Genomic DNA, 21,292 nt, shown 5'->3' with positions numbered 1-21,292 from the left:
GCGGCGTGATGTTATTCCAGGTTCCGAACGACACACCGGGCCCTTGGCGTGGCCGGCGACATGTACCGAAACCGGCGCCGGAAAGGCGCCGATTCCGGCAGCGCATGCCTACAGCTTGGCGACCGAGACTTCCGTGGCCTTGACGAAGGCCAGCACCTCGGTGCCGACCTGCAGGTCGAGTTCCTTGACCGAACGGGTCGTGATGACGGACGTGACGATGCCGGCGGGCGTGTCCACGTCGACCTCCGAGACCACCGGGCCCAGGATGATTTCCTTGATCTTGCCGCGGAACTGGTTGCGGGCGTTGATGGATTGAATGCTCATGGTCCTGCTCCTGAAAAAATGGAAGGATTTCCGTTGGGTCCCGCTCGCGCCCGGGCGGCGCTTGCCAGGAAAACCGCCCCCGCGGCCGCGGACTAAACCGCGAGCCGCAGGTGCCGTATCTGTATGACCGGCGCCAGGGGCCTGTCCCCCGCCGCCGGCGCCTCCTGCTTCATCACCACCCGCAGCACCCGCGCCTCCAGCGCCGCGAAGGCGGCCGATCCCCGCGAACGCGGCCGCGCCAGCTCGACGCGCTCGTCCAGCACCACGCGGCCCTCGTCGATCACCAGGATGCGGTCGGCCAGCGCCACCGCCTCGCCCACGTCGTGCGTCACCAGCACCGCGGTGAAGCCGTCGCGGCGCCAGATGTCCTCGATCAGTTGCTGCATGCCGATACGGGTCAGCGCGTCCAGGGCGCCCAGCGGCTCATCCAGCAGCAGCAGGCCCGGCCGGTGCACCAGCGCGCGGGCCAGCGCCACGCGCTGGCGCTGGCCGCCGGACAGTTGCGCCGGCCAGTCGCCGCCGCGGTCGCCCAGGCCCACCTGCCGCAGCACTTCGGCCGCCTGGGCCCGTGCCTGGCCGGGCAGGCCCAGCGCCACGTTCTGCGCCACGCTTTTCCAAGGCAGCAGGCGCGCGTCCTGGAACATCATCCGCACCCGGCTGTCGGCCGACCATTGCGGAAAGTTGTCGAACAGCACCGGCGAGCGCGACGGCACGCCGCCCTGCGCCGCGCTGGGCGTCTCCAGCCCGGCCAGCAGGCGCAGCAGGGTGCTCTTGCCGCAGCCGCTCTGTCCCACCACCGCCACGAACTCGCCCGGCGCGATATCCAGGTCCAGCCCCTTGAGCACCAGGCGCTCGCCATAGCGCTTGGACAGCTGCCGCAGGGTCACGCGCAGCGCGGCCCGGGCCGGCACCACCTCGTCGGCGGCCGGTTCGCGATCGGCGCGCCCGGGCACGTCCAGGTGCTGCAACAGCTCGAACTCGTTGGGGTTGACGAACATGGCGTGGCCTCCGGGCGCCGCGTCCTCAGCGGGACGCCGCCAGCTTCTGCTGATAGTCGGTCTTGACGAAGCCGGCGAACGATTTCTCGGTCACCGCCAGGAACTCGGGCGAGGCGTAGGCCGCGGCGATGTCCTTGACGAACGGCTTGTCCAGGTCGGCCGTGCGCACCGCCACCAGGTTCTGGTAGGTGGGCGTGGTCTTCTCCAGCGCCAGCGCCTCGGTCAGCTTCAGGCCCGAGGCCAGCGCGAAGTTGCCGTTCACGAACGAGTAGTCGGTGTCCTCCAGCGAGCGCGGCAACTGCGCCGCCTCCAGCGGGATAAGCTTGATCTTCTTCACGTTCACGGCCACGTCCTTCTCCGATACCCGCAACGGGTCGTAGCCTTCGCGCAGCTTGATCCAGCCCAGCTCCTGCAGCACCACCAGCGCGCGCGCCTGGTTGGTCGGATCGTTCGGCACCGCCACGCTCACGCCCTCGGGCGCGGCGTCCACGCTCTTGTACTTGCGGCTGTAGATGGCGATGGGCGCGGTCGGCACCTTGACCAGCTCCGACAGCTCCAGCTTGTTCTTGGCGGCGAAGTTCTGCAGGTACACGATGTGCTGGAAAGCATTGGCGTCCAGCGCGCCCTGGGCCAGCGCGAAGTTCGGTTGCACGTAGTCGTTGAATTCGACGATGCGCACGGTGTAGCCCTGCTTCTCCAGGATCGGCTTGATGCCGAGCTTGATCTGGTCGCTGTAGGGGCCGGCGGTGGCGCCGAAGACGATTTCCTTCTTGGCCGGATCGGCCGCCAGCGCGGCGCCGGACAGCGACAGGACGGTGGCGGCCAGCGCCAGGCTCAGGAGATTGCGTTTGACGGACATGGGATTCCTCTCGGGATCAACGTTTGTCGATGCGTCGCGCGACGGTATTGCCGGCGAACTGGATGATCTGCACCAGCACCACGAGCAGCGCCACGGTCAGCACCATCACGTCGGTCTGGAAGCGGTAATAGCCATAGCGGATGGCCAAGTCGCCGATGCCGCCGCCGCCCACCACGCCGGCCACCGCGGAATACGACAGGAAGCTCACCGCCAGCACGGTCAGGGCCAGCACCAGCCCGGACCGCGCTTCCACCAGCAGCACCCGGCGCACGATCTGCAGTTCGGATGCGCCGGCGGCGTGCGCGGCCTCGATGACGCCGCGCGGCACTTCGCGCAGGCATTGCTCGACCAGCCGGGCGAAGTACGGAATCGCCGCGAACGACAGCGGCACCGCCGCCGCCACGGGGCCGATCGAGGTGCCGGCAATGACGCGGGTGAACGGCACCAGCGCCACCAGCAGGATGATGAAGGGGAATGAGCGCACGGTATTGACCGTCCAGCTCAGCAGCCGGTGCGCCAGCGGGCGGTCCAGCGACTGGCCCGGGCCGGTCAGGAACACCAGCACGCCGAGCGGTCCGCCCAGCAGGATCGACGCGGCCAGCGCGATGCCCAGCATCAGGAAGGTCTGGCCGACCGCCACGCCCAGTTCGGGCAGCAATTGCACAAAGGTGTCCAGCATCAGGCGACCTCTTCATAGGGATGGGTGGCTTCGCGGATCAGCTCGCGGCCGAGCGCCGAGGTCAGGTGCACGCCGGCGCCGGAGATCTCGGCCTGCTCCAGCACCTGGCCGTTCTCCATCACGGCGACGTGGCGGCACAGCGCCCGCACCACCGCCAATTCGTGCGTGACGATGACGATGGTCACGCCCAGGCGTTTGTTGATGTCGCGCAGCACGCTCAGCACCGAGCGCGTGGTCTCGGGGTCGAGCGCCGAGGTCGGCTCGTCGCACAGCAGCACCGCCGGCTCGCTGGCCAGCGCGCGCGCAATCGCCACGCGCTGCTTCTGGCCGCCGGACAGCTGCGCGGGATAGCTGGCGGTCTTGTCCGTCAGGCCGACAATTTCCAGGCACTCGCGCACCCGCGCCGCGATCTGTTCGCGGCCGCGGCCGCCATGCACCCGCAACGGGAAGGCCACGTTCTCGAACACGGTCTCGTTCTGCAGCAGGTTGAACTGCTGGAAGATCATGCCGATGTTCTGGCGCGCGGCGCGCAGCGCCGGCTTGCCAAGCGCGGTCAACTCGGTGCCGCCGACCCGCACCGTGCCTTGGTCGGGACGTTCGAGCAGGTTGATCAGGCGCAGCAGCGTCGACTTGCCGGCGCCGCTCTTGCCGATGATGCCGAAGGTGTCGCCGGCGCGGATCGACAGCGACACGTCGCGCACCGCGTCGAAGCGGCCGGCGCGGGTGGCGAACGACTTGCTCACCGCGTCCAGCCGGATCAGCGGCTGCGGCAGCGAGGCCGGTTCGGGTAGGGAGGAAAGATCGGTCATCGGCGAATCAGGGTGAGAGTCATGCGCATCAGGAATACGCGGTGGGTTCGGGGACCTGGTCCAGCAGCGCGTAGCGGCCCAGGTCGCGGATCTTGTAGGCCACGGGGTCGTGCAGGGTGTGCACGCGCGCGTTGCGCCAGTAGCGGTCGTAGCCATAGCGCGCCGCGGTGGACGAGGCGCCGGTGACGTCGAACAGGCCGTTGCCCACCTCCAGCGCGGCGCGGTGCGCCAGCACCTTGGCCTGGGCGCCGGCCACCGCCACCTCGCCGCGCTCGTCCGCCGTCAGCGACGGCCCGCGCGCCAGCGCGGCGTCGAGCCTGAGGCCGGCCACGTCGGCCAGCGCCTGCGCCGCCTGCACCCGCAGCCAGAATTCGCCGAAGCGCTCCTGCACGTAGGGGTCGTCGGCATGGCGCTGCACGCCCGACGCGAACCAGGGCCGGGCGTCGTCGCGCACATAGCGGCGCGCTTCGCGGAAGGCGCCGCGGGCGATGCCCAGGTACAGGTTGGTCATGATCAGTTGGGCCACCTGCGAGCGCAGCGTGGCGCGCGGCGTGGGCGCGACGCCAGGCGCCTGCAGCACCTGCACAGGCTCCAGGCGCACGTGGTCGAAGCGCACGGTGCCGCTGTCGGTCTGCCGCTGGCCGAAGGCGTCCCAATCGGGATTGACGGTGATGCCCTCGGCGCGGGTCGGCAGCGCGGCGATCAACGCCGTATCCGAGGCCTTGTGCCAGGCGGAGAATGTCAGCAGGTCGGAGCCGACGGAGCCGGAGCTGAAGTTCTTGACGCCGTCGATGCGGTAGCCGTCCAGCTCGGGCCGCGCCACCACCCGCCGGTCCAGCGGATTGAGCGCGTTGCCCCAGAACAGATTGCGTTCGACCGTGGGTTTCAGGAAATACGCGTGCTGTTCAGGCGTGCCATAGAGCAGCACGCCTGCCACTTGCAGATGGTGAAAGCCAAACACGTGCGCCAGCGCGCTGTCGGCCTCGGCCAGCGTGCGCACCGCCGCCAGCACGGTCGACCAGCTGGCGCCGGCGCCGCCGTACTGGGTCGGCACCGACAGGCGCAGCAGGCCGCTGGCGCGGATCTGTTCGCGCTCGGCGGCGGCGTGGCCGCCCTGGCGGTCGCGCTCGACGGCGGTGGCGGCCAGTTGATCGGCCAGGGCCTGGACGGCGCGCGGGATGTCGTCGGCCGCGCGCGCCGGCGCGGCGCCGGCGGCAGGCGCGCGTGCGGTATCGGGGTCGGTCTGGATCTTGGCCATGGAATCTCGTGGTGGAAAAGGCGGGTCAGGCCGGCCGGTAGGCCGGGTTCCAGCGCAGCAGGCGGCGCTCCAGCAGCCGCGCCAGGGTGTCGGCCACCTTGCCCAGCAACGCGTAGAGCAGGATGCCCAGCAGCACCACGTCGGTCTGCAGGAATTCGCGCGCGTTCATCGTCATGTAGCCGATGCCCGATTGCGCCGAGATGGTCTCGGTCACGATCAGGATCACCCACACCAGCCCCAGCGCGAAGCGCAGGCCGACCAGGATCGACGGCAACGCGCCCGGCAGGATCACGTCGCGATACAGGCGCCAGCCCGTCAGGCCGTAGGAGCGCCCCATTTCGATCAGCGCCGGATCGACCGAACGGATGCCGTGGAAGGTATTCAGGTAGACCGGGAAGAACACGCCCAGCGACAGCAGCGCCAGCTTGGCGGTCTCTTCGATGCCGAACCACAGGATGATCAGCGGAATCAGCGCCAGCACCGGAATGTTGCGGATCATCTGCAAGGTGGTGTCCAGCAAGGTCTCGGCGGTGCGCGAGGAACCGTTCAACAGGCCCAGCGCCAGGCCCAGCCCGCCGCCCAGCAGCAGGCCCCACAGCGCCCGCAGCGCGCTCACCCGCACGTGCTGCCAGAGCTCGCCCGACGCCGCCAGCGACCAGGCCGCGGCCGCCACCGACGACGGGGCCGGCAGGATGCGCGACGACAGCCAGCCGGCCTGCGCGGACAGCTGCCACAGGCCCAGGATCAGGGCGGGGACCAGCCAGGGCGCCAGCGCCGCGCGCCAGCCGCCGGGCTTGCGGGCGGCTGCCATCAGCTGGCCGCTTCCTTGGGCACCAGTTCGGTGGCCATGACTTCGCCGAACGGCCCGGTGAGCACCGTGTTGCCGACCTGCTTGCCGCCCTTGCCGGGCAGCAGCGGGAACACCAGCTCGGCAAAGCGGTACGACTCTTCCAGGTGTGGATAGCCGGAGAAGATGAAGGTCTCGATGCCCAGGTCGGCGTATTCCTGGATGCGCGCGGCCACGGTCTTGGGATCGCCCACCAGGGCGGTGCCCGCGCCGCCGCGCACCAGGCCGACGCCGGCCCACAGGTTGGGCGAGATCTCCAGGTGCTTGCGGCCGCCATGCTCGTCGTTGAGCTTGCCGCCGTGCAGCGCCGCCATGCGGCGCTGGCCTTCGGAATCCATTTTCGAGAATGCCGTCTGCGCGGCGCGCACGGCGTCCTCGCTCAGGTGGCTGATGAGGGCGTCGGCGGCGGCCCAGGCGGCCGCCTCGGTCTCGCGCACGATGACATGCAGGCGGATGCCGAAGCGAACCGTGCGCCCATGCCGCGCGGCGCGCGCCTTGATGTCGGCGATCTTTTTCGCCACGGCCTCGGGCGGCTCGCCCCAGGTCAGGTACACGTCGAGCTGCTCGGCGGCCAGTTCGTGCGCGGCCTCCGATGAGCCGCCGAAATACAGCGGCGGATACGGCTTCTGCACCGGGGGGTAGATCACCTTGCCGCCCTTGGACACCAGTTGTTCGCCCTCGAAGCTGTAGCCCTCGGCCTCGTGGCTGTTCTCCAGGATGCCGCGCCAGATGCGCAGGTAGTCGGCGGTGATGGCGTAGCGCTCGTCGTGGCTGACGAAGACGCCGTCGCCCTCCAGCTCGCCGGGGTCGCCGCCGGTCACCACATTGACCAGCAGCCGCCCTTCGGACAGGCGGTCGAAAGTGGCGGCCATGCGCGCCGAGAACTGCGGCGAGCTGACGCCGGGACGGATCGCCACCAGGAATTTCAAGCGGCGCGTGGCGCCGATCAGGCTGGACGCCACCACCCACGCATCCTCGCAGGAGCGGCCGGTGGGCAGCAGCACGCCGTCGTAGCCCAGCGTGTCGGCGGCCACCGCCACCTGGCGGAAGTAGTCGTAGCCGGCCGCGCGCGCGCCGCGGCTGGTGCCGAGATAGCGCGAATCGCCGTGGGTGGGAATGAACCAGAAGACGTCCATGGAATGCCTGCCCTTGTCTATTTCAGGCCCGACGGCGCGGCGTCGAACACGTTGAGGGGTTTGGGAATCAGCTTGAGCGCGTGGAACGCATTGGGCACCTGCTGCTGTTCCAGCAGCACTTCCCGGGTGATCGGCTGCACGCCGTAGGCCAGCCGCTCGGCGGCCAGTTCGACCACCGCCTTGTCCAGCCCCAGCACCGGCTGCAGCAGCGCCACGGCCTCGGCGCGATGGTCGCGCGCCCACAGGTCGCCCTTGCGGATTTCCTCCAGCACGGTCTGGATCACTTCGGGATGCGCTTGCTGGTACGGTCGCGCGGCCAGGAAGAACTGATAGTTCTTGACCACGCCGGTGCCATCGGCCAGCACGCGCGCGCCCAATTGCTTCTCGGCCGCGGCCTGGAACGGATCCCAGATCACCCAGGCGTCGACCGATCCGCGCTCGAACGCCGCGCGGGCGTCGGCAGGCGTCAGGTAGGCCACGTTCACGTCGGCATAGGGCACGCCGGCGCGCTCGAGCTGCTTGACCAGCAGGTAGTGCACGTTGGAGCCCTTGTTCAGCGCGACTTTCTTGCCCTTCAGGTCGGCGACGCTCTTGATCGGCGAATCCTTGGGCACCAGGATCGCCTCGCTGGTGGGCGACGGCGGTTCGTTGCCGACGTACACCAGCGCCGCGCCGGCGGCCTGCGCGAATACCGGCGGCGCCTCGCCCACCGTGCCGAAGTCGATCGAGCCGACGTTCAGTCCTTCCAGCAGCTGCGGGCCGGCGGGAAACTCGGTCCACTTCACCGTGATGCCCTGCGCCGCCAGTCGCTTGTCCAGGTCGCCCAGGGCGCGCACGATGGTCAGCGTGCCGTACTTCTGGAAGCCGATGCGCAACGTCTTGGCGTCCTGCGCCTGCGCGGCGGGCCACAGCAACGCCGCGCACAGCAGCGCCGCCAGCCAGCGGAAGACGGAAAGACGCGATATCCAGATCATGCTGCGCATGGAAACCCCTTTTTGGTTCAGACGCTGAAGCCGCCCGCGAGCGCGAGCCGGCCGAGATCGAAGGCTTCATTGACGACCACGCCGCGCGGCCGCAGTTGCTCGGCCAGGCGCTCCACCGAATCCTCCAGCCGCGTGCGCACGTCGTCATCGATATGGCTGACGCCATCGTCATCGACGCGCACCTGCTTGTCGGTGGCGTAGACCCCGGCCAGGATGTGGCGCGCGCCCAACGCCGACAGCACCGGCTTGAGCCCGTATTCCAGCGCCAGCAGATGCGCCGGACTCCCGCCGGTGGCGATCGGCAGCACCACCTTGCCGGCCAGCGCCTTCTCGTCCAACAGATCCAGCACGGCCTTCAGGCCGCCGGAAAACGAGGCCTTGTAGACCGGCGTCGAGATCAGCACGGCGTCGGCCGCCGCCACGCGGGCGCGCAGCGCATGGGCCGCCGGCCCGGCGTAATGGCCTTCGACCAGGTCTTCGGCGGGCACGTCGCGCAGGCCCAGCTCGCTGATGCCCAACCCACGCGCGCGCAGCAATTGCGCGGCATGGCGCAGCAGTGCGGAGGAACGGGAACGCTGCGACGGACTGCCCGCCAGGGTAAGAATGCTCATGTTGGATGCCGGTGTTGCGTTGGAGAATCGTGCGCGGCGCAGGCCGGCTCAGAAGGCGGGAATCAGCGAGCCCTTGAATTCGGTTTCGATGAAGGTGCGGACTTCGGGCGACTGGTAGGCGGCCACCAGCTTCTTGACCCAGGGCTGGTCGCGGTCCTTGGTGCGCACCGCGATCACGTTGGCATAAGGGCCGTCGGCGGCCTCGCGGCCGATGGCGTCGCGCGCCGGCACCAGGCCGGCCTGGGTGGCGTAGTCGTTGTTGATCGACGCCGCCGTCAGATCGTCGAGCGAGCGCGGCAGCTGCGCCGCGTCCAGCGCCACCAGCTTGAGCTTGCGCGGGTTGGACACCACGTCCAGCGGGGTGGCGTTGTTCTTCTGCTCGGCCTCCGGCTTGAGGGTGATGAGCTTGTAGGCGGCCAGCAGGCGCAGGGCGCGGTTGCCGTTGGAGGGATCATTCTGGATGCCCACCGACGCGCCTTCGGGCAGGTCGTTGAGCGACTTGATCTTGCGCGAGTAGAAGCCCAGCGGCGCGGTGACGGTCAGGCCGACGGGCACGATGTCGAAGCCGCGCGCCTTGATCTGGTTGTCGAGGAACGGCTTGTGCTGGAAGGCGTTGGCGTCGAGGTCGCCGGCGTTGAGGGCGGCGTTCGGAAGTTGGTAGTCGTTGAACTTGACCAGCTTGATCTCCAGGCCTTCACGGGCGGCAACCTGCTTGACGACGTCGAAGATCTTTTCGGTGGTGCCGACGGAGATGCCGACGGTGATGGTCTTTTTTTCCTGCGTGTCGGCGTGAGCGGTGCCGATCAGGGTCAGGGCGAGGGTGGTCGCGGTGAGCAGGTGGCGGGTGAGGGACATCGTGTCTTTCCGGCTGAATTCGAATGGGATGACTGGATTCTGTCATTGCGAAATCCTTGGGAAAAATACTTAGTGGGTATGAGGATATGTGGTGAGGGTTGGATTTTTTTCCGGTTTTGGGGTTTTGGAAATATGAGGTTATTTCGGGGAGTTTGGATTGATGTGTTGGGCGGCGAAGTTGGGTTCTTAAGGCGCGCGTGTCGGGGTCGGTGGGGGATGGCGGGGCTACGATTGCGGTCCGGAGCGTTCGCTCCGGACTGCCCCTTCGTCATCCTCGTCCGCCTTCGGCTCCCTACGGATTCCCTCGGGCGCATCTACACGCCCCGCCATCCCCCACCGACCCCGCCACGCGCTCGCGATGAGACGTAATGACGGTCGCTGGGGCGGGTGGTGTGCTTGGCGTTTTGGCGCACAACGGGGGGAGGGAAAGGTCTTGCGGGGCCCGCCGCAAGCCGGCCGCGCGGGCGGCCTTTTGCGGCTTACGTGGTGTCTTGCGTCGGGATGATGACGCTCTCTTCAGGGCGTCACTGCCCCCTCTCGCTGCGATAGCATCAACAGACCTGATCTAAACGACGATCAGGCTTTTAATGCCTTAAGCACAAAAATACTGACACTCCCCTCGCGGGTGGAAAGGCTCCCATCCGACGCGATTGCACGGCTATCGGCACCAGGAAAAGGGCGCTATCCGGTGCGATTGCGCGGCTGCCAGCACCACGACTGTTGTCGGCGGCGCACGCGCTCGTCACGCGCAAGCCAGCCCCCACCGCGCCGCCATTACCCCCCTCTCCTTCGGAGCGGAACCGCCAGAAAACCGCTCGCCACCCGCGCGCAGCGCACCCGCTTAAATTTCAGATGCACAGACGCCCATCGTGGCCGCCCGCGCGGCCGCGATGGGCAGCCCCGCAAATTCCCTTCCCCGCACCCGGCTCTAGCAGCGCGACAAGCCCAGACGCTCGTAGCCCCTCGGTCGGGCGGACCCGATGGCGGGCAACCTCGATGCGCCCGACGGAATCCGAAGGAGTCGCCGAAGGCGAGGACGAGGATGAGGATGGGGAAGTCCGGAGCGAACGCTCCGGACCGCAATCGCGGGCGCCCGCCATCGGGTCCGCCCGACCGAGGGGCGACCTACGAAGCTCCGCCCCCAGCCCCCAAAAACCTAAGCCACCACCCGCCGATACTCCCCAGCAGCATGCCCCCCCGCCAGCAACGCCCGCCCCGCCCCAAACAACTTCTCCCGCAACGTCCCCTCCGCATAAGCCGTCTTGTAAACCCCGCGCTCCTGCAACTCCGGCACCACCAGATCGACGAAATCCGCATAGCACTCCGGCGTCACCGTCCGCGCCAGGTTGAAGCCATCGATGTCCGTCTCTTCGACCCACGACGCCAGCTCATCGGCCACCTGCGACGCGCTGCCCACCAGCGCCGGATAGCGTCCGCCCAGCGCCATGTCGGCCAACAGATCGCGCACAGTGCGGTCCGTGCGCGCCACCGTCAGGTTCTTTACCGCCGACTCGATCGCGTTGTTCTTCACATAACGGATCGGCTCGTCCGCCGCATAGCGTGAAAAGTCGATGCCGGTGGAGCTGGCGTAGTGGGCCAGGCCGGCTTCCGGATTGGCATAGCGCAGGTACTCCGCGTGCTTCTCGCGCGCCTCGGCCTCGGTGCGGCCCACCACCGCCGTCACGCCCATGAAGAACTTGATGTCGCGCGGATCCCGGCCCTCGCGCGCCACCGACTCGCGCACGCCCGCCACCAGCTTGCGCAGGCCTTCCTTGGTCTGGCTCGACACGAACACGCATTCGGCGTGGCGCGCCGCGAAGGCCTGGCCGCGGCCCGAGGAACCGGCCTGGTACAGCACCGGCGTGCGCTGGCGCGACGGCTCCGAAAGATGGTAGCCCTGGACCTTGTAGTACTTGCCTTCGTGATCGATGCGCCGCACGGCGGCCGGGTCCGCGTAGACACGCGCGCGCCGGTCGGCGCGCACCGCGTCGTCGTCCCAGCTGCCTTCCCACAGCTTGTAGGCCACTTCCAGGAACTCGTCGGCGCGGTCGTAGCGCTCGTCGTGCGCGATCTGTTCGGACAGGCCCATGGCGCGCGCCGCGCTTTCCAGGTAGCCGGTGACGATGTTCCAGCCGATGCGGCCATCGGTCAGGTGGTCCAGCGTCGAGAAGCGGCGCGCCAGGAGGTACGGCGCCTCGTAGGTCAGGTTCACCGTCACGCCGAAGCCCAGGTGGCGGGTCGCGGCGGCCATGGCGGAGACGGTCAGCAGCGGGTCGTTGACCGGCAGCTGGATCGACTCGCGCAGCGTCAGGTCGGCCGAGTCCTGGTACACGTCGTAGACGCCGACGATATCGGCCAGGAACAGGCCGTCGAACAGGCCGCGCTCCAGCAGGCGCGCCAAGTCGGTCCAGTAGTCCAGCGTCTTGTACTGCGTCGAGGTATCGCGCGGGTGGGTCCACAGGCCGTGGTTGATGTGGCCGACGCAGTTCATGTTGAACGCGTTCAGGAGGATCTGCTTTTTCGCCATGGCGTGCCGTTCCGAGGGAATCAAGTGGTGCCGACGCGGCCGGGCGCGGCGTCGTTCAGGTAGTAGTTGCCGACCGCGTGGCGCTTCCAGCGCACCGGATCGTGCAGCGTGTGGGTGCGGGCATTGCGCCAGTGGCGGTCAAGATTGAGTTGATCGAGCGTGGCTTGCGTGCCCGCCAGCTCGAACAGCTTGGTGCCGGCGGCCAGGGCCGATTCCGTGGTCAGGGCCCGGGCCTCGGCCACGGCGATGGCGGCGGCCGCCACCAGATGCGGCTGCGGGTCGGCGGTGGCGACGTCGAGGATGCGGCCGGCGCGCGCCACCAGCGCGCGGGCGGCGTCCAGGCGGATCGACAGGCGCCCGAACTCGCTGATGGTCAAGGGATCATCGGCGGCGCGCTCGACGCCCGCGTCGATCCACGGCCGCGAACGCTCCCGCACGAAATCCAGCGCATCGGCCAGGGCAGCCTGGCCGATGCCCAGGTCAATGGCCGCATGGATGATCTGCGCCAGCGGCTTGATCGTGTTGGGCGGCGCGGAAGGGTCGACCAGCACCATCACGTCCTCCGCCGGCACCGCCACGTCCTGGAACAGCACCGTGCCGCTGCCGGTCACGCGTTGGCCGAAGCCCGACCAGTCGTCGATCACCTCCACCCCGGGGCTGTCGCGGCGCACGAAGGCGAGCCGCTGCAGGCCGTCCTCGCCCACGGTCGCGGTGGGAATCCATTGCGCGTAAAGCGCGCCGGTGCAATAGAACTTGCTGCCGTTGATGCGCCAGCCGCCCTGGCCATCGGCCGACAGCCGCGTGCGGCGCTCGGCGGCGGTGCGCGTGCCGATCTCGGCCAGCGCGTTGCCAAAGCGTTCGCCCGCCAGGGCGCGGGCGTAGAAGCGGCGCTGCTGGTCGGCATTGCCGTTGACCCGCAGCACCTCCAGCGCGTAGTAATGGTTCTGCGGGATCTGCCCGAGCGAGCCGTCGGCGCCCGAGATGATCGCGGTGACCTCGGCCAGCGTCACCCGCGACACGCCGGCGCCGCCGTGCTCGCGCGGCACCGTGATGCCCCACAGGCCGGACTGCGAATAGCGCTCCAGTTCGGGCAGCGGCAGGCGCCGCTCGCGGTCGCGCACGGCGGCGTCGCGGGCGAAGTCCGCGGCCAGTTCACGCGCGACCGCGATCGCTTGCGCGTCGCTGCCGATGATCGCGGCGCGCCGCGGCGCCAGGGTCGAGATGGCGATGTCGGTCATGGCATCAGATCCAGGAATGGCGGTTGGGGCGGCGCCCGTTCAACAGGTAATTGCCGACCGCGTGGTATTTCCAGCGCACCGGATCGTGCAAGGTATGGGTACGGGCGTTGCGCCAATGACGGTCCAGGTTGAACTCCGCCAGCGAGGCTCGGGCGCCGGACAGTTCGAACAGCGTCTCGCTGGCCGCCAGGGCGATTTCCGTGGTCAACGCCTTGGCCCGCGCCACCGCGATCGACGCGGCGGCCACGTCGTCGGCATCCAGCGCGCGCGGCGTGGCTTCATCCAGGTGCGCCGCGGCTTCGGCCAGCACCGCCTGCGCCGCGTGCAGATCGATGAACAGCCGGCCGACGTCGCCGATCACGTAGGGATCCTGCGTGGCGCGTTCGACGCCGGCCTCGGCCCAGGGCCGGGCGCGCTCGCGCAGGAACTTGACGGTGTCGTTCAGGGCCGCTTCGGCGATGCCGGCGTCGATGGCGGCCTGCATCAGTTGCGCGAACGGGCCCTGCAAGGCTGGCGCTTCCTGCACTCGCCAGGCGGGCAGCACGCTGTCCGCCTCGACCCGCACGTTGTCCAGCAGCACCGTGCCGCTGGCGGTGGTGCGCTGGCCGAAGCTGGACCAGTCGTCCACCACCGTCAGGCCGGCGGCGTCCCGTTCGAGCAACACCGTCACCAGGCGGCCTTCGGTGTCCAGCGCCTTGGTGGGAATCCAGTGCGCATACAGCGCGCCAGTGGAATAGAACTTGCGCCCGGACAGGCGATAGCCGTCGCCATCGGCCACCAGCCGCGCCTGCACGTCACGCGCATGGCGGGTGTGGCGCTCGGGCCCGGCGTTGCCCAGCCTGCGGCCGGCCAGCACGCCCTCGTAGTAGCGCCGCTTCTGCCCCGGCGTGCCGACCTGCCGCAACAAGTTGAGCGAACCGAAATGGTTCTGCGGAATCTGGCCCAGCGACGGATCGGCCGCGCTGAGGATGCGGAACACGTCCGCCAGCGTCACGTGCGACACCTGGGCGCCGCCGTACTCGCGCGGCACGGTGATGCCGCCCAGGCCACTGGCCGAATAACGCTCGATCTCGCGCCACGGCAGGCTGCGGGTCTGGTCGCGGTGCGCCGCGCCCTGGGCGAAATCGGCGGCAAGGATGCGCGCGGCGTCGATGGCTTCGGCGTCATCGCGAATGCGGGCGGCGGGCACGACGCGCGGCGCGTCGTCATCATCGATGGGCTGGGAAAAACTCACGGCTTGCGGCATGGGAGGTTGCGCACGGAGGGGAAAGGATCAGCCTATCGACACGCCCCGACGCACGGAAGGACGGATTTCTCATGCGGATATTTGGAATCGGTATATGCGCCGCGATCGCGTCATGCGCCTCTATTAGCGATCCGCGGGCCGGCATATCCAAATCACGAAAGAGTGTTTGCGGCGCGCTTCGGCGCTTGCTTAGAGTCGAGCTTTTCCTCGAACGCCGCGCCACCCCATGCCCGAACTGGATCTGCCCATTGCCCTGGACTACGACGGCGCCCTGGAAGCGCGCCTGTTCGACGACATCCGCCTGGCGGTGGCCCCCAACATTCCCGCCGCGCGCAACGACCCGCCGCGCGACCTGGCCAGCGCCGAGGAACGGCGCGCGGCCGGCGAGTACGCCGTCTGGAACACCGTGCACGACCTGTTCATCACGCAGGTCGCGGCGCACGCCATCGCCGGCCTGTTCCGCGACGACACCGAGTTCCAGTTCGCGCTTGCGCGCCAGCTGGGCGATGACGCGGCCCATGCGGAGTTCTCGCTGGCGCGGGCCACCCTGCTGCTGGGCCGCGATGCCAGGCCCGAGGTCGAGCAGGGCGTGCGCGACGCCTGGGACCTGGTCGGCGGCTTCGCTTTGCGCAACTGGCAGAACTTCCTGGCCTGGCAGTTCCACTACGAGCACTACATCCTGGCGCGGCTGTTCGTGAACCGCCGCACCGCGAAGGTGCTGGACTTCGGCCACCGCGAGTTCGGCGAAAACCGCATCCTGCCCGATGAGGAAGCCCACCGCATCCGCATCACGCAATGGTGGCTGCGCAAGCTGGCCGGCGCCGGCGACAGCGAGCGCCACGACTGGACCGAAGGCCTGGTCCAGGCCGACGAGGACGTGCAGCGCCTGCTCGGTCCCTACCTGCGCGACTCCTGGCAACTGAACCTGCGCGCCACCGGCCTGGACACGCGCAACCACGTGGCGCTGTACGACGCCTGGCGGCGCGAACTGCTCGCCACCCTGCTGCGCGTGGCGCCCGACGACCTGCCTTCCCTGACCAGCCTGGCCGCCTGACGCGGCCGCTCCCCTTACGACCGAAGGAATCCGCATGACCCAGCCCTTGCCCCCGGCGCACGAGACCGACGCGCCGCAGGATACCGTCAACCCCTTGCGCCGCTGGCTGATGGGCGCCGGCGCGCTGATGGGCGTCGGCGCCGTCTTTCCCAATGTGATCATGGCGCCCGCCCATGCCGACACGCAGAGCCTGCCGAACACGCTGGACGGCGCGGTCAAGGGCGGCGTGCTGAACGCGGTGGTGCACCCCGAGCCGCCCACGCTGGCTTTCTACCTGAACTCCTCCACCCCTACCGGCGCGGTCGCGAGCAAGATCTTCGACGGCCTGGTGGAATACGGCCCCGACCTGAAGCCGCGGCCGGTCCTGGCGGAAAGCTGGAGCGTGTCGGAAGACGGCAAGACCCTCACCTTCAAGCTGCGGCAGGGCGTGCTGTGGCACGACGGCAAGCCGTTCACCGCCGCCGACGTGAAATGGTCGGCCGAAGAGGTCTGGCTCAAGCACGCGCCCAGCGCGCGCCGCGTGTTCCAGTACCTGCAGCGGATCGAGACGCCCGACGACCACACCGTGGTGCTGCACCTGTCGCAGCCCACGCCGGTGGCGCTCAATGCCATCGACTCGCTGGGCGCGCCGATCCTGCCGCGCCACCTGTTTGAAGGCACCGACATCCAGAACAATCCCTACAACAACAAACCGGTGGGCACCGGGCCGTTCGTCTTCAAGGAATGGAACCGCGGCAACTACATCGTGCTCGAGCGCAACGAGCGCTATTGGCAGCCGGAGCGCCCGTTCCTGGACCGTATCGTCTGGAAGATCGTGCCCGACGTCTCCGGCCGCGCGACGGCGCTGGAGACCGGCGCGGTCTCGTATGGCGAGCGCAATCCGGTCGCCTTCACCGACGCCACCCGGCTCGCCAAACTGCCCAAGCTGGCGGTGGACACCGCCGGCTACAACGGCTTCGCGGCCTGGCTATGGCTGGAAACCAACCTGCGCGACCCGATCCTGTCGAATCTCAAGGTGCGCCAGGCCATTGCGCACGCCGTCAACAAGCAGGCGCTGGTCAAGACCGTGTGGAACGGCTATGCCGAGCCCTTCGTCAGCCCGGTGCCGTCGCTGGTCAAGCCCTATCACAACCCCAACGTGCAGCAGTATCCCTACGACCCGGCGCTGGCCGAGAAACTGCTGGACGAGGCCGGCTACCCGCGCGGCGCCGGCGGCTGGCGTTTCGCGCTGACGCACGACTACATCCCGTTCGGCGACGACTATCGCCGCACCGGCGAATTCGTGCGGCAGGCGCTGCGCAAGATCGGCATTGACGTGACGCTGCGCGGCCTGGACCTGGCCACCTGGACGCGCAACGTCTTCACCGACTACAACTTCCAGCTCATCAGTTCCTGGGGCACGGTATTGATCGACCCGCAGCTGGGCGTGGAGACGCGCTACTGGAGCAAGGCGGAGGCGCGCGGCACCCCCTGGTACAACGTGTCCGGCTACAAGAATCCCGACATGGACCGCGTCATCGAGGCGGCCCAGGTCGAGACCGATCCGCAGAAGCGGATCGAACACTACAACGAGCTGCAACGGCTGGCGCAGCGCGACCTGCCGCTGATCGGCCTGTTCGAGTTCCGCTGGTTCGGCGTGTGGGACAAGCAGTTGCGCAACGTGACCGACGCGTCGTCGCACTCGCGCAACAACTTCGCCCACGTCTGGCTCGGCAAGGCCTGAGGGGCCGGCGATATGCTTGCGCGCCTGCCCCGTCCCGTCCGCTACCTGCTGCAGATCCTGTTCGTGGTGGCCGCCACGGGCGTCGCCAATTTCTTCCTGCTCAAGCTGGTGCCGGGCGACCTGGTGGACGTGATCGCCGCCGAGAACAGCGGCATCACTCCCGCCCACGTGGCCGAGCTGCGCCAGGCCTACGGCCTGGACCGGGGCCTGCTGGCGCAGCTCGGCTACTACCTCAAGAGCCTGGCTTCGCTGGACCTGGGCTATTCGTTCCGCTATGGCGAACCGGTGGCCGACCTGATCTTCGGCCGCCTGCCGGCCACCCTGGCGCTGATCGGCACCGGCCTGGCCTTGTCGGTGGCATTGGGCGTGCTGCTGGGCGTGCTGGCGGCGCGGCGGCCGCACGGGCTGCTGGACACGCTGCTGTCCGGCCTGGCCACGGCGGGTTATTCGGCGCCGATGTTCTGGACGGCGTTGATGCTGATCGTCGGCTTTGGCGTGCACCTGGACTGGCTGCCGGTCGGCGGCATCCGCGACGTCGGCGCCGCCCATACCGGCGGCGCGCTGTGGCTGGACTACGCGCGGCACCTGGTGCTGCCGGTGGCCACGGTGGCGATCTACTACGTCGCCATCTACGCGCGGCTGTCGCGCGCGTCCATGATCGAGACGCTGCAGGAAGACTACATCCGCACCGCCCGCGCCCGCGGCAATGGGGAGGGCCGGGTGATCTGGCGCCACGCGCTGCGCAACGCGATCCTGCCGGTGGTCACCATGCTCGGCCTGCAGAGCAGCGCGCTGCTGGGCGGCAGCATCGTGGTCGAGACCGTATTCGCCTGGCCCGGCCTGGGCCAGCTGTCGTTCGAGGCCATCGCCAGCCGCGACGTCAACCTGCTGCTGGGCATCCTGCTGATGAGCGCGGCGCTGGTGGCGGTAATGAACATCGTCGTGGATGCCTGTTACGGCCTGCTCGACCCGCGCGTGAGGAAAGCATGAAGCACGCCTTGACGTTCCTGGCGCGCCTGTTGCGGGCGCCTTCCGCCGCCATCGGCGCGGCTGTGCTGCTGTTGCTGGTGGCCACCGCCGCCACGGCCGGCTGGCTGTATCCGGGCGACCCGCTGGAAATGGTGGGCGCGCCCTTCACCTGGCCCGGCACCGACGCGGAATTTCCGGCCGGCACCGACCTGATGGGCCGCGACATCCTGGCCGGCCTGTTCCACGGCGCCCGAGTCTCGCTGCTGGTGGGCGGCGCCTCCGCCGCCATCGCGCTGGCGCTGGGGCTGCTGGTGGGCGCCATCGCCGGATATGCCGGGCCGCGCGTGGACGCGGTGCTGATGCGCCTGACCGAGCTGTTCCAGACGGTGCCCTCGTTCCTGCTGGCGATCGTGCTGGTGGCGATCCTGGGGCCGTCGCTGTCGACCATCATCTTCGCGCTGGGCGTGACCTCCTGGACCGGCATCGCGCGCCTGACGCGCGGCGAGTTCATCACCCTGCGCCAACGCGAATTCGTGCGCGCCGCGCAGGCGCTGGGCGCCGGCCACGCCCGCATCATCTTCCGCGAGATCCTGCCCAACGCCCTGCCGCCCATCATCGTGACCACCGCCGTTCTGGTGGCCAACGCCATCCTGTCCGAAGCCGGCCTGTCGTTCCTCGGCCTGGGTGACCCCAACGTAGTCAGCTGGGGCAGCATGGTGGGCGCCGGGCGCGAGGCGCTGCGCACCGCCTGGTACATGACCGCCCTGCCGGGCCTGACCATCATGGCGGCCGTGCTGGCCCTGAACCTGCTGAGCGACGCCATCAACGACGCGCTCAATCCCAAGCTGCGGCGGCGCGCCGCCGTGGCGCCCGCCGCCCCGCTACCGACTGCCTCCCCATGAGCACACTGATCGACATCCAAGGGCTGAACGTGGCCTTCCCCGGCCATCAGGCCGTCAACGGACTGGACCTGCGCATCGCCGCCGGCGAGACCCTGGCGCTGGTGGGCGAATCCGGTTGCGGCAAGTCCACCACCGCGTTGGCGCTGCTGGGCCTGCTGCCGCGCCACGCCCGCGCCAGCGGCCGCATCCTGTTCGAGGGGCGCGACCTGCTGGCGCTGCCCGAGCGCCAGCGCTGCGCCCTGCGCGGCGACCGCATCGCCATGATCTTCCAGGAACCCATGACCAGCCTGAACCCGGTGCTGACGCTGGGCCAGCAGATCGGCGAGGCCCTGCGGCTGCATCGCGGCGCCTCGGCCCGGGCCGCGCGGCAACGCGCGATCGAACTGCTGGACCTGGTGCGCGTGCCCGAGCCGCAGCGGCGCGTCGACGACTACCCCCACCTGCTGTCGGGCGGCCAGCGCCAGCGCGCCATGATCGCCGCCGCCATCGCCTGCGAGCCCGCGCTGCTGGTGGCCGACGAGCCCACCACCGCGCTCGACGTGACGGTGCAGGCGCAGATATTGCGGCTGCTGGACGACCTGCGCTCGGCGCTGGGCATGGGCCTGCTGCTGATCACCCATGACCTGGCGGTGGTCGGCGACTGGGCCGACCGCGTCGCGGTCATGGTGAACGGCGAGAAGGTCGAGGAAGGCGCCGCCGCCACGCTGCTGGCGCGGCCGCGCCATCCCTATACCCAGGGTCTGCTGGGCGCTTCGCTGCGGCTGGACGACGCCACCCACTACCGCCAGCGACGCCTGCCGGAGATCCGCTCCCGGCTGGATCCGGCCTCGGGGCGGCCGGTCTTCGGCCTGGTGACGCCGCCGCGCGTGGCGGCCGCCAACGACGCCGCCGTGGGCGACCCCCATCCCCTGCCCTTGATGCAGGTGCGCGACCTGCGGGTCGACTACGCCACGCGCCAGGGAGCCAAGCGCGCCGTGGACGGCGTGTCGTTCCAGATCGCCGCCGGCGAGACGCTGGGCCTGGTGGGCGAATCCGGTTGCGGCAAATCGACCCTGTCGCGCACCCTCGTACGACTGCTGGCCCCCGCCGCCGGACAGATCCTGCTGCGCGGGCACGACACCGCGCGCCTGGACCGGCGCGGCCTGGCGGCCTACCGCCAGAACGTGCAGATGATCTTCCAGGACCCCTACGCCTCGCTCAACCCGCGCCACACCGTCGGCGACATCCTGGAATCGGCGCTACGCATCCACCACATCGCCGACCGCCAGGAACGGCGCCGCCGCATCGCCCACATGCTGGACGCGGTCGGCCTGCCCTCCGGCGCCCTGGCGCGCTACCCCAGCGAATTCTCGGGCGGCCAGCGCCAGCGCATCGGCATCGCCCGCGCCCTGGTGCTGCGGCCGTCGCTGGTGATCTGCGACGAACCGGTATCGGCGCTGGACGTCTCGGTGCAAGCGCAGATCCTGAACCTGCTGGTCGACCTGAAGGCCGAGTTCAACCTGTCGTACCTGTTCATCTCGCACGACCTGTCGGTGGTGCACTACCTGGCCGACCGGGTGCTGGTGATGCACGCCGGCCGCATCGTCGAGGAAGGCCCCAACGCCACGCTGTGGCGCGCGCCGCGCCATCCCTACACGCGCAGCCTGATCGACGCGCTGCCGCGCGGCCTGGAGGGGGAAGGGGAAACCCTGCGCCGCCGCGCCTGACAGGGAGCGCGTGGAAGGAGCCCGGCGTTCATCCGAATGCGGTACTGGATTGCGGGCAGGGGCGGGCCTATACTGAATTCGCCCTTGCTGGACGTTCCTTTTTCCCAAAGGAGACGCAACATGTACAGGCATCTGCTCATCGCCGTGGACGGCTCCCTGCTGTCCGAGTCGGCGTTCAAGAAGGCGCTCGTTTTCGCCAAGGAAATGAACGCCTCCATCACCCTGTTGCGCGCCATCCCGGAAGATCACCTGACGGTCTACCAGGCTGAGATGCTGGGCGCGCACCAGGCCCAGCACACCGACCAGGCCCGCAAGAACGCCACCGCCTACCTCGACGGGCTGGCAACCGAGGCGCGCCACGCCCTGGTGCCGTGCGAAACCGCCGTCGCCGTCAACGACCATCCGCACGAGGCCATCGTCGATACGGCGCAAAAGCGCGGCTGCGACCTGATTGTGATGGGGTCGCACGGCCGCCACGGCATGACCGGCTTCCTGCTCGGCAGCGAGACCCAGCGCGTGCTGGCGCGCACCAAGCTGCCGGTGCTGGTGTTCCGCTAGGCGGGCTCAC

The 21,292-nt window shown here is 69.3% G+C and carries 20 protein-coding genes; 6 read left to right on the top strand and 14 right to left on the bottom strand.

The window, feature by feature from the left end:
- Nucleotides 1-108: 108 nt before the first annotated feature.
- The 14 genes from HV742_RS11235 to HV742_RS11170 all read right to left on the bottom strand — a co-directional run bounded on the left by HV742_RS11235 (nucleotide 109) and on the right by HV742_RS11170 (nucleotide 14,370).
- Nucleotides 109-324: a TOBE domain-containing protein gene (locus HV742_RS11235; RefSeq protein WP_006227327.1), complete on the bottom strand. Its 216-nt coding sequence runs from the start codon at nucleotides 322-324 to the stop codon at nucleotides 109-111.
- Nucleotides 325-416: 92 nt separating this feature from the next.
- Nucleotides 417-1,322 carry an ATP-binding cassette domain-containing protein gene (locus tag HV742_RS11230; protein ID WP_100503793.1) on the bottom strand — a complete coding sequence of 302 codons (906 nt, stop codon included), beginning with the start codon at nucleotides 1,320-1,322 and terminating at the stop codon, nucleotides 417-419.
- A 25-nt stretch (nucleotides 1,323-1,347) separates the two neighbouring features.
- Nucleotides 1,348-2,181: a MetQ/NlpA family ABC transporter substrate-binding protein gene (locus tag HV742_RS11225; RefSeq protein WP_175145158.1), complete on the bottom strand. Its 834-nt coding sequence runs from the start codon at nucleotides 2,179-2,181 to the stop codon at nucleotides 1,348-1,350.
- Nucleotides 2,182-2,197: 16 nt separating this feature from the next.
- The gene (locus HV742_RS11220; protein WP_006387310.1) at nucleotides 2,198-2,860 is read right to left on the bottom strand and encodes a methionine ABC transporter permease; all 663 of its coding nucleotides are present in this window, start codon (nucleotides 2,858-2,860) and stop codon (nucleotides 2,198-2,200) included.
- Nucleotides 2,860-3,669, bottom strand: coding sequence for a methionine ABC transporter ATP-binding protein (locus tag HV742_RS11215; protein WP_054419207.1), 810 nt, complete (start codon nucleotides 3,667-3,669; stop codon nucleotides 2,860-2,862). Before HV742_RS11215 ends, HV742_RS11220 begins: the two co-directional genes overlap by 1 nt.
- 28 nt (nucleotides 3,670-3,697) lie before the next feature.
- Nucleotides 3,698-4,927 (bottom strand): acyl-CoA dehydrogenase family protein, encoded by a 1,230-nt coding sequence (locus HV742_RS11210; RefSeq protein ID WP_175145156.1) that lies wholly within the window; start codon nucleotides 4,925-4,927, stop codon nucleotides 3,698-3,700.
- A 25-nt stretch (nucleotides 4,928-4,952) separates the two neighbouring features.
- The gene (gene ssuC / locus HV742_RS11205; protein WP_175145154.1) at nucleotides 4,953-5,738 is read right to left on the bottom strand and encodes an aliphatic sulfonate ABC transporter permease SsuC; all 786 of its coding nucleotides are present in this window, start codon (nucleotides 5,736-5,738) and stop codon (nucleotides 4,953-4,955) included.
- The gene (gene ssuD, locus HV742_RS11200) at nucleotides 5,738-6,910 is read right to left on the bottom strand and encodes an FMNH2-dependent alkanesulfonate monooxygenase (protein WP_054419213.1); all 1,173 of its coding nucleotides are present in this window, start codon (nucleotides 6,908-6,910) and stop codon (nucleotides 5,738-5,740) included. The genes ssuC and ssuD overlap by 1 nt, the downstream gene beginning before the upstream one ends.
- Nucleotides 6,911-6,927: 17 nt before the next feature.
- Nucleotides 6,928-7,893: a sulfonate ABC transporter substrate-binding protein gene (locus HV742_RS11195; RefSeq protein WP_175145152.1), complete on the bottom strand. Its 966-nt coding sequence runs from the start codon at nucleotides 7,891-7,893 to the stop codon at nucleotides 6,928-6,930.
- A 17-nt stretch (nucleotides 7,894-7,910) separates the two neighbouring features.
- Nucleotides 7,911-8,504 carry an NADPH-dependent FMN reductase gene (gene ssuE, locus HV742_RS11190; RefSeq protein WP_054419216.1) on the bottom strand — a complete coding sequence of 198 codons (594 nt, stop codon included), beginning with the start codon at nucleotides 8,502-8,504 and terminating at the stop codon, nucleotides 7,911-7,913.
- 48 nt (nucleotides 8,505-8,552) lie between these two features.
- Nucleotides 8,553-9,359 (bottom strand): MetQ/NlpA family ABC transporter substrate-binding protein, encoded by an 807-nt coding sequence (locus HV742_RS11185; RefSeq protein WP_175145150.1) that lies wholly within the window; start codon nucleotides 9,357-9,359, stop codon nucleotides 8,553-8,555.
- Nucleotides 9,360-10,515: 1,156 nt separating this feature from the next.
- Nucleotides 10,516-11,886, bottom strand: coding sequence for an LLM class flavin-dependent oxidoreductase (locus HV742_RS11180; RefSeq protein ID WP_020925504.1), 1,371 nt, complete (start codon nucleotides 11,884-11,886; stop codon nucleotides 10,516-10,518).
- Between the two features lie 20 nt (nucleotides 11,887-11,906).
- A complete protein-coding gene (locus HV742_RS11175) occupies nucleotides 11,907-13,124 on the bottom strand; it encodes an SfnB family sulfur acquisition oxidoreductase (protein WP_175145148.1) in 1,218 nt (405 codons plus the stop codon).
- 4 nt (nucleotides 13,125-13,128) lie between these two features.
- On the bottom strand, nucleotides 13,129-14,370 hold the full coding sequence (locus HV742_RS11170) for an SfnB family sulfur acquisition oxidoreductase (protein ID WP_175145146.1): 1,242 nt from the start codon (nucleotides 14,368-14,370) through the stop codon (nucleotides 13,129-13,131).
- Between the two features lie 226 nt (nucleotides 14,371-14,596).
- Between HV742_RS11170 and HV742_RS11165 the strand changes: the two genes are divergently transcribed.
- From HV742_RS11165 to HV742_RS11140, 6 genes are all read left to right on the top strand, one after another.
- Complete coding sequence (locus HV742_RS11165; protein ID WP_081335808.1) at nucleotides 14,597-15,424, top strand: hypothetical protein; 828 nt, start codon at nucleotides 14,597-14,599, stop codon at nucleotides 15,422-15,424.
- Nucleotides 15,425-15,458: 34 nt separating this feature from the next.
- Nucleotides 15,459-17,147, top strand: coding sequence for an ABC transporter substrate-binding protein (locus tag HV742_RS11160; RefSeq protein WP_175145144.1), 1,689 nt, complete (start codon nucleotides 15,459-15,461; stop codon nucleotides 17,145-17,147).
- 12 nt (nucleotides 17,148-17,159) lie between these two features.
- Nucleotides 17,160-18,137 carry an ABC transporter permease gene (locus HV742_RS11155; RefSeq protein ID WP_054482314.1) on the top strand — a complete coding sequence of 326 codons (978 nt, stop codon included), beginning with the start codon at nucleotides 17,160-17,162 and terminating at the stop codon, nucleotides 18,135-18,137.
- A complete protein-coding gene (locus HV742_RS11150; RefSeq protein ID WP_175145142.1) occupies nucleotides 18,134-19,018 on the top strand; it encodes an ABC transporter permease in 885 nt (294 codons plus the stop codon). Before HV742_RS11155 ends, HV742_RS11150 begins: the two co-directional genes overlap by 4 nt.
- Nucleotides 19,015-20,724 carry an ABC transporter ATP-binding protein gene (locus HV742_RS11145; RefSeq protein WP_175145140.1) on the top strand — a complete coding sequence of 570 codons (1,710 nt, stop codon included), beginning with the start codon at nucleotides 19,015-19,017 and terminating at the stop codon, nucleotides 20,722-20,724. The genes HV742_RS11150 and HV742_RS11145 overlap by 4 nt, the downstream gene beginning before the upstream one ends.
- A 120-nt stretch (nucleotides 20,725-20,844) precedes the next feature.
- Nucleotides 20,845-21,282: a universal stress protein gene (locus HV742_RS11140; RefSeq protein WP_175145138.1), complete on the top strand. Its 438-nt coding sequence runs from the start codon at nucleotides 20,845-20,847 to the stop codon at nucleotides 21,280-21,282.
- Nucleotides 21,283-21,292: the final 10 nt, after the last annotated feature.

It is taken from the genome of Achromobacter ruhlandii, assembly GCF_902859695.1.
GTDB lineage: Bacteria > Pseudomonadota > Gammaproteobacteria > Burkholderiales > Burkholderiaceae_B > Achromobacter > Achromobacter ruhlandii.
This window is presented reverse-complemented; position numbering and strand designations above follow the sequence as displayed.

Coding starts and splice junctions, on each gene's coding strand:
- HV742_RS11235 (WP_006227327.1), bottom strand. CDS start 324: ATGAGCATTCAATCCATCAACGCCCGCAACCAGTTCCGCGGCAAGATC.
- HV742_RS11230 (WP_100503793.1), bottom strand. CDS start 1,322: ATGTTCGTCAACCCCAACGAGTTCGAGCTGTTGCAGCACCTGGACGTG.
- HV742_RS11225 (WP_175145158.1), bottom strand. CDS start 2,181: ATGTCCGTCAAACGCAATCTCCTGAGCCTGGCGCTGGCCGCCACCGTC.
- HV742_RS11220 (WP_006387310.1), bottom strand. CDS start 2,860: ATGCTGGACACCTTTGTGCAATTGCTGCCCGAACTGGGCGTGGCGGTC.
- HV742_RS11215 (WP_054419207.1), bottom strand. CDS start 3,669: ATGACCGATCTTTCCTCCCTACCCGAACCGGCCTCGCTGCCGCAGCCG.
- HV742_RS11210 (WP_175145156.1), bottom strand. CDS start 4,927: ATGGCCAAGATCCAGACCGACCCCGATACCGCACGCGCGCCTGCCGCC.
- ssuC (WP_175145154.1), bottom strand. CDS start 5,738: ATGGCAGCCGCCCGCAAGCCCGGCGGCTGGCGCGCGGCGCTGGCGCCC.
- ssuD (WP_054419213.1), bottom strand. CDS start 6,910: ATGGACGTCTTCTGGTTCATTCCCACCCACGGCGATTCGCGCTATCTC.
- HV742_RS11195 (WP_175145152.1), bottom strand. CDS start 7,893: ATGCGCAGCATGATCTGGATATCGCGTCTTTCCGTCTTCCGCTGGCTG.
- ssuE (WP_054419216.1), bottom strand. CDS start 8,504: ATGAGCATTCTTACCCTGGCGGGCAGTCCGTCGCAGCGTTCCCGTTCC.
- HV742_RS11185 (WP_175145150.1), bottom strand. CDS start 9,359: ATGTCCCTCACCCGCCACCTGCTCACCGCGACCACCCTCGCCCTGACC.
- HV742_RS11180 (WP_020925504.1), bottom strand. CDS start 11,886: ATGGCGAAAAAGCAGATCCTCCTGAACGCGTTCAACATGAACTGCGTC.
- HV742_RS11175 (WP_175145148.1), bottom strand. CDS start 13,124: ATGACCGACATCGCCATCTCGACCCTGGCGCCGCGGCGCGCCGCGATC.
- HV742_RS11170 (WP_175145146.1), bottom strand. CDS start 14,370: ATGCCGCAAGCCGTGAGTTTTTCCCAGCCCATCGATGATGACGACGCG.
- HV742_RS11165 (WP_081335808.1), top strand. CDS start 14,597: ATGCCCGAACTGGATCTGCCCATTGCCCTGGACTACGACGGCGCCCTG.
- HV742_RS11160 (WP_175145144.1), top strand. CDS start 15,459: ATGACCCAGCCCTTGCCCCCGGCGCACGAGACCGACGCGCCGCAGGAT.
- HV742_RS11155 (WP_054482314.1), top strand. CDS start 17,160: ATGCTTGCGCGCCTGCCCCGTCCCGTCCGCTACCTGCTGCAGATCCTG.
- HV742_RS11150 (WP_175145142.1), top strand. CDS start 18,134: ATGAAGCACGCCTTGACGTTCCTGGCGCGCCTGTTGCGGGCGCCTTCC.
- HV742_RS11145 (WP_175145140.1), top strand. CDS start 19,015: ATGAGCACACTGATCGACATCCAAGGGCTGAACGTGGCCTTCCCCGGC.
- HV742_RS11140 (WP_175145138.1), top strand. CDS start 20,845: ATGTACAGGCATCTGCTCATCGCCGTGGACGGCTCCCTGCTGTCCGAG.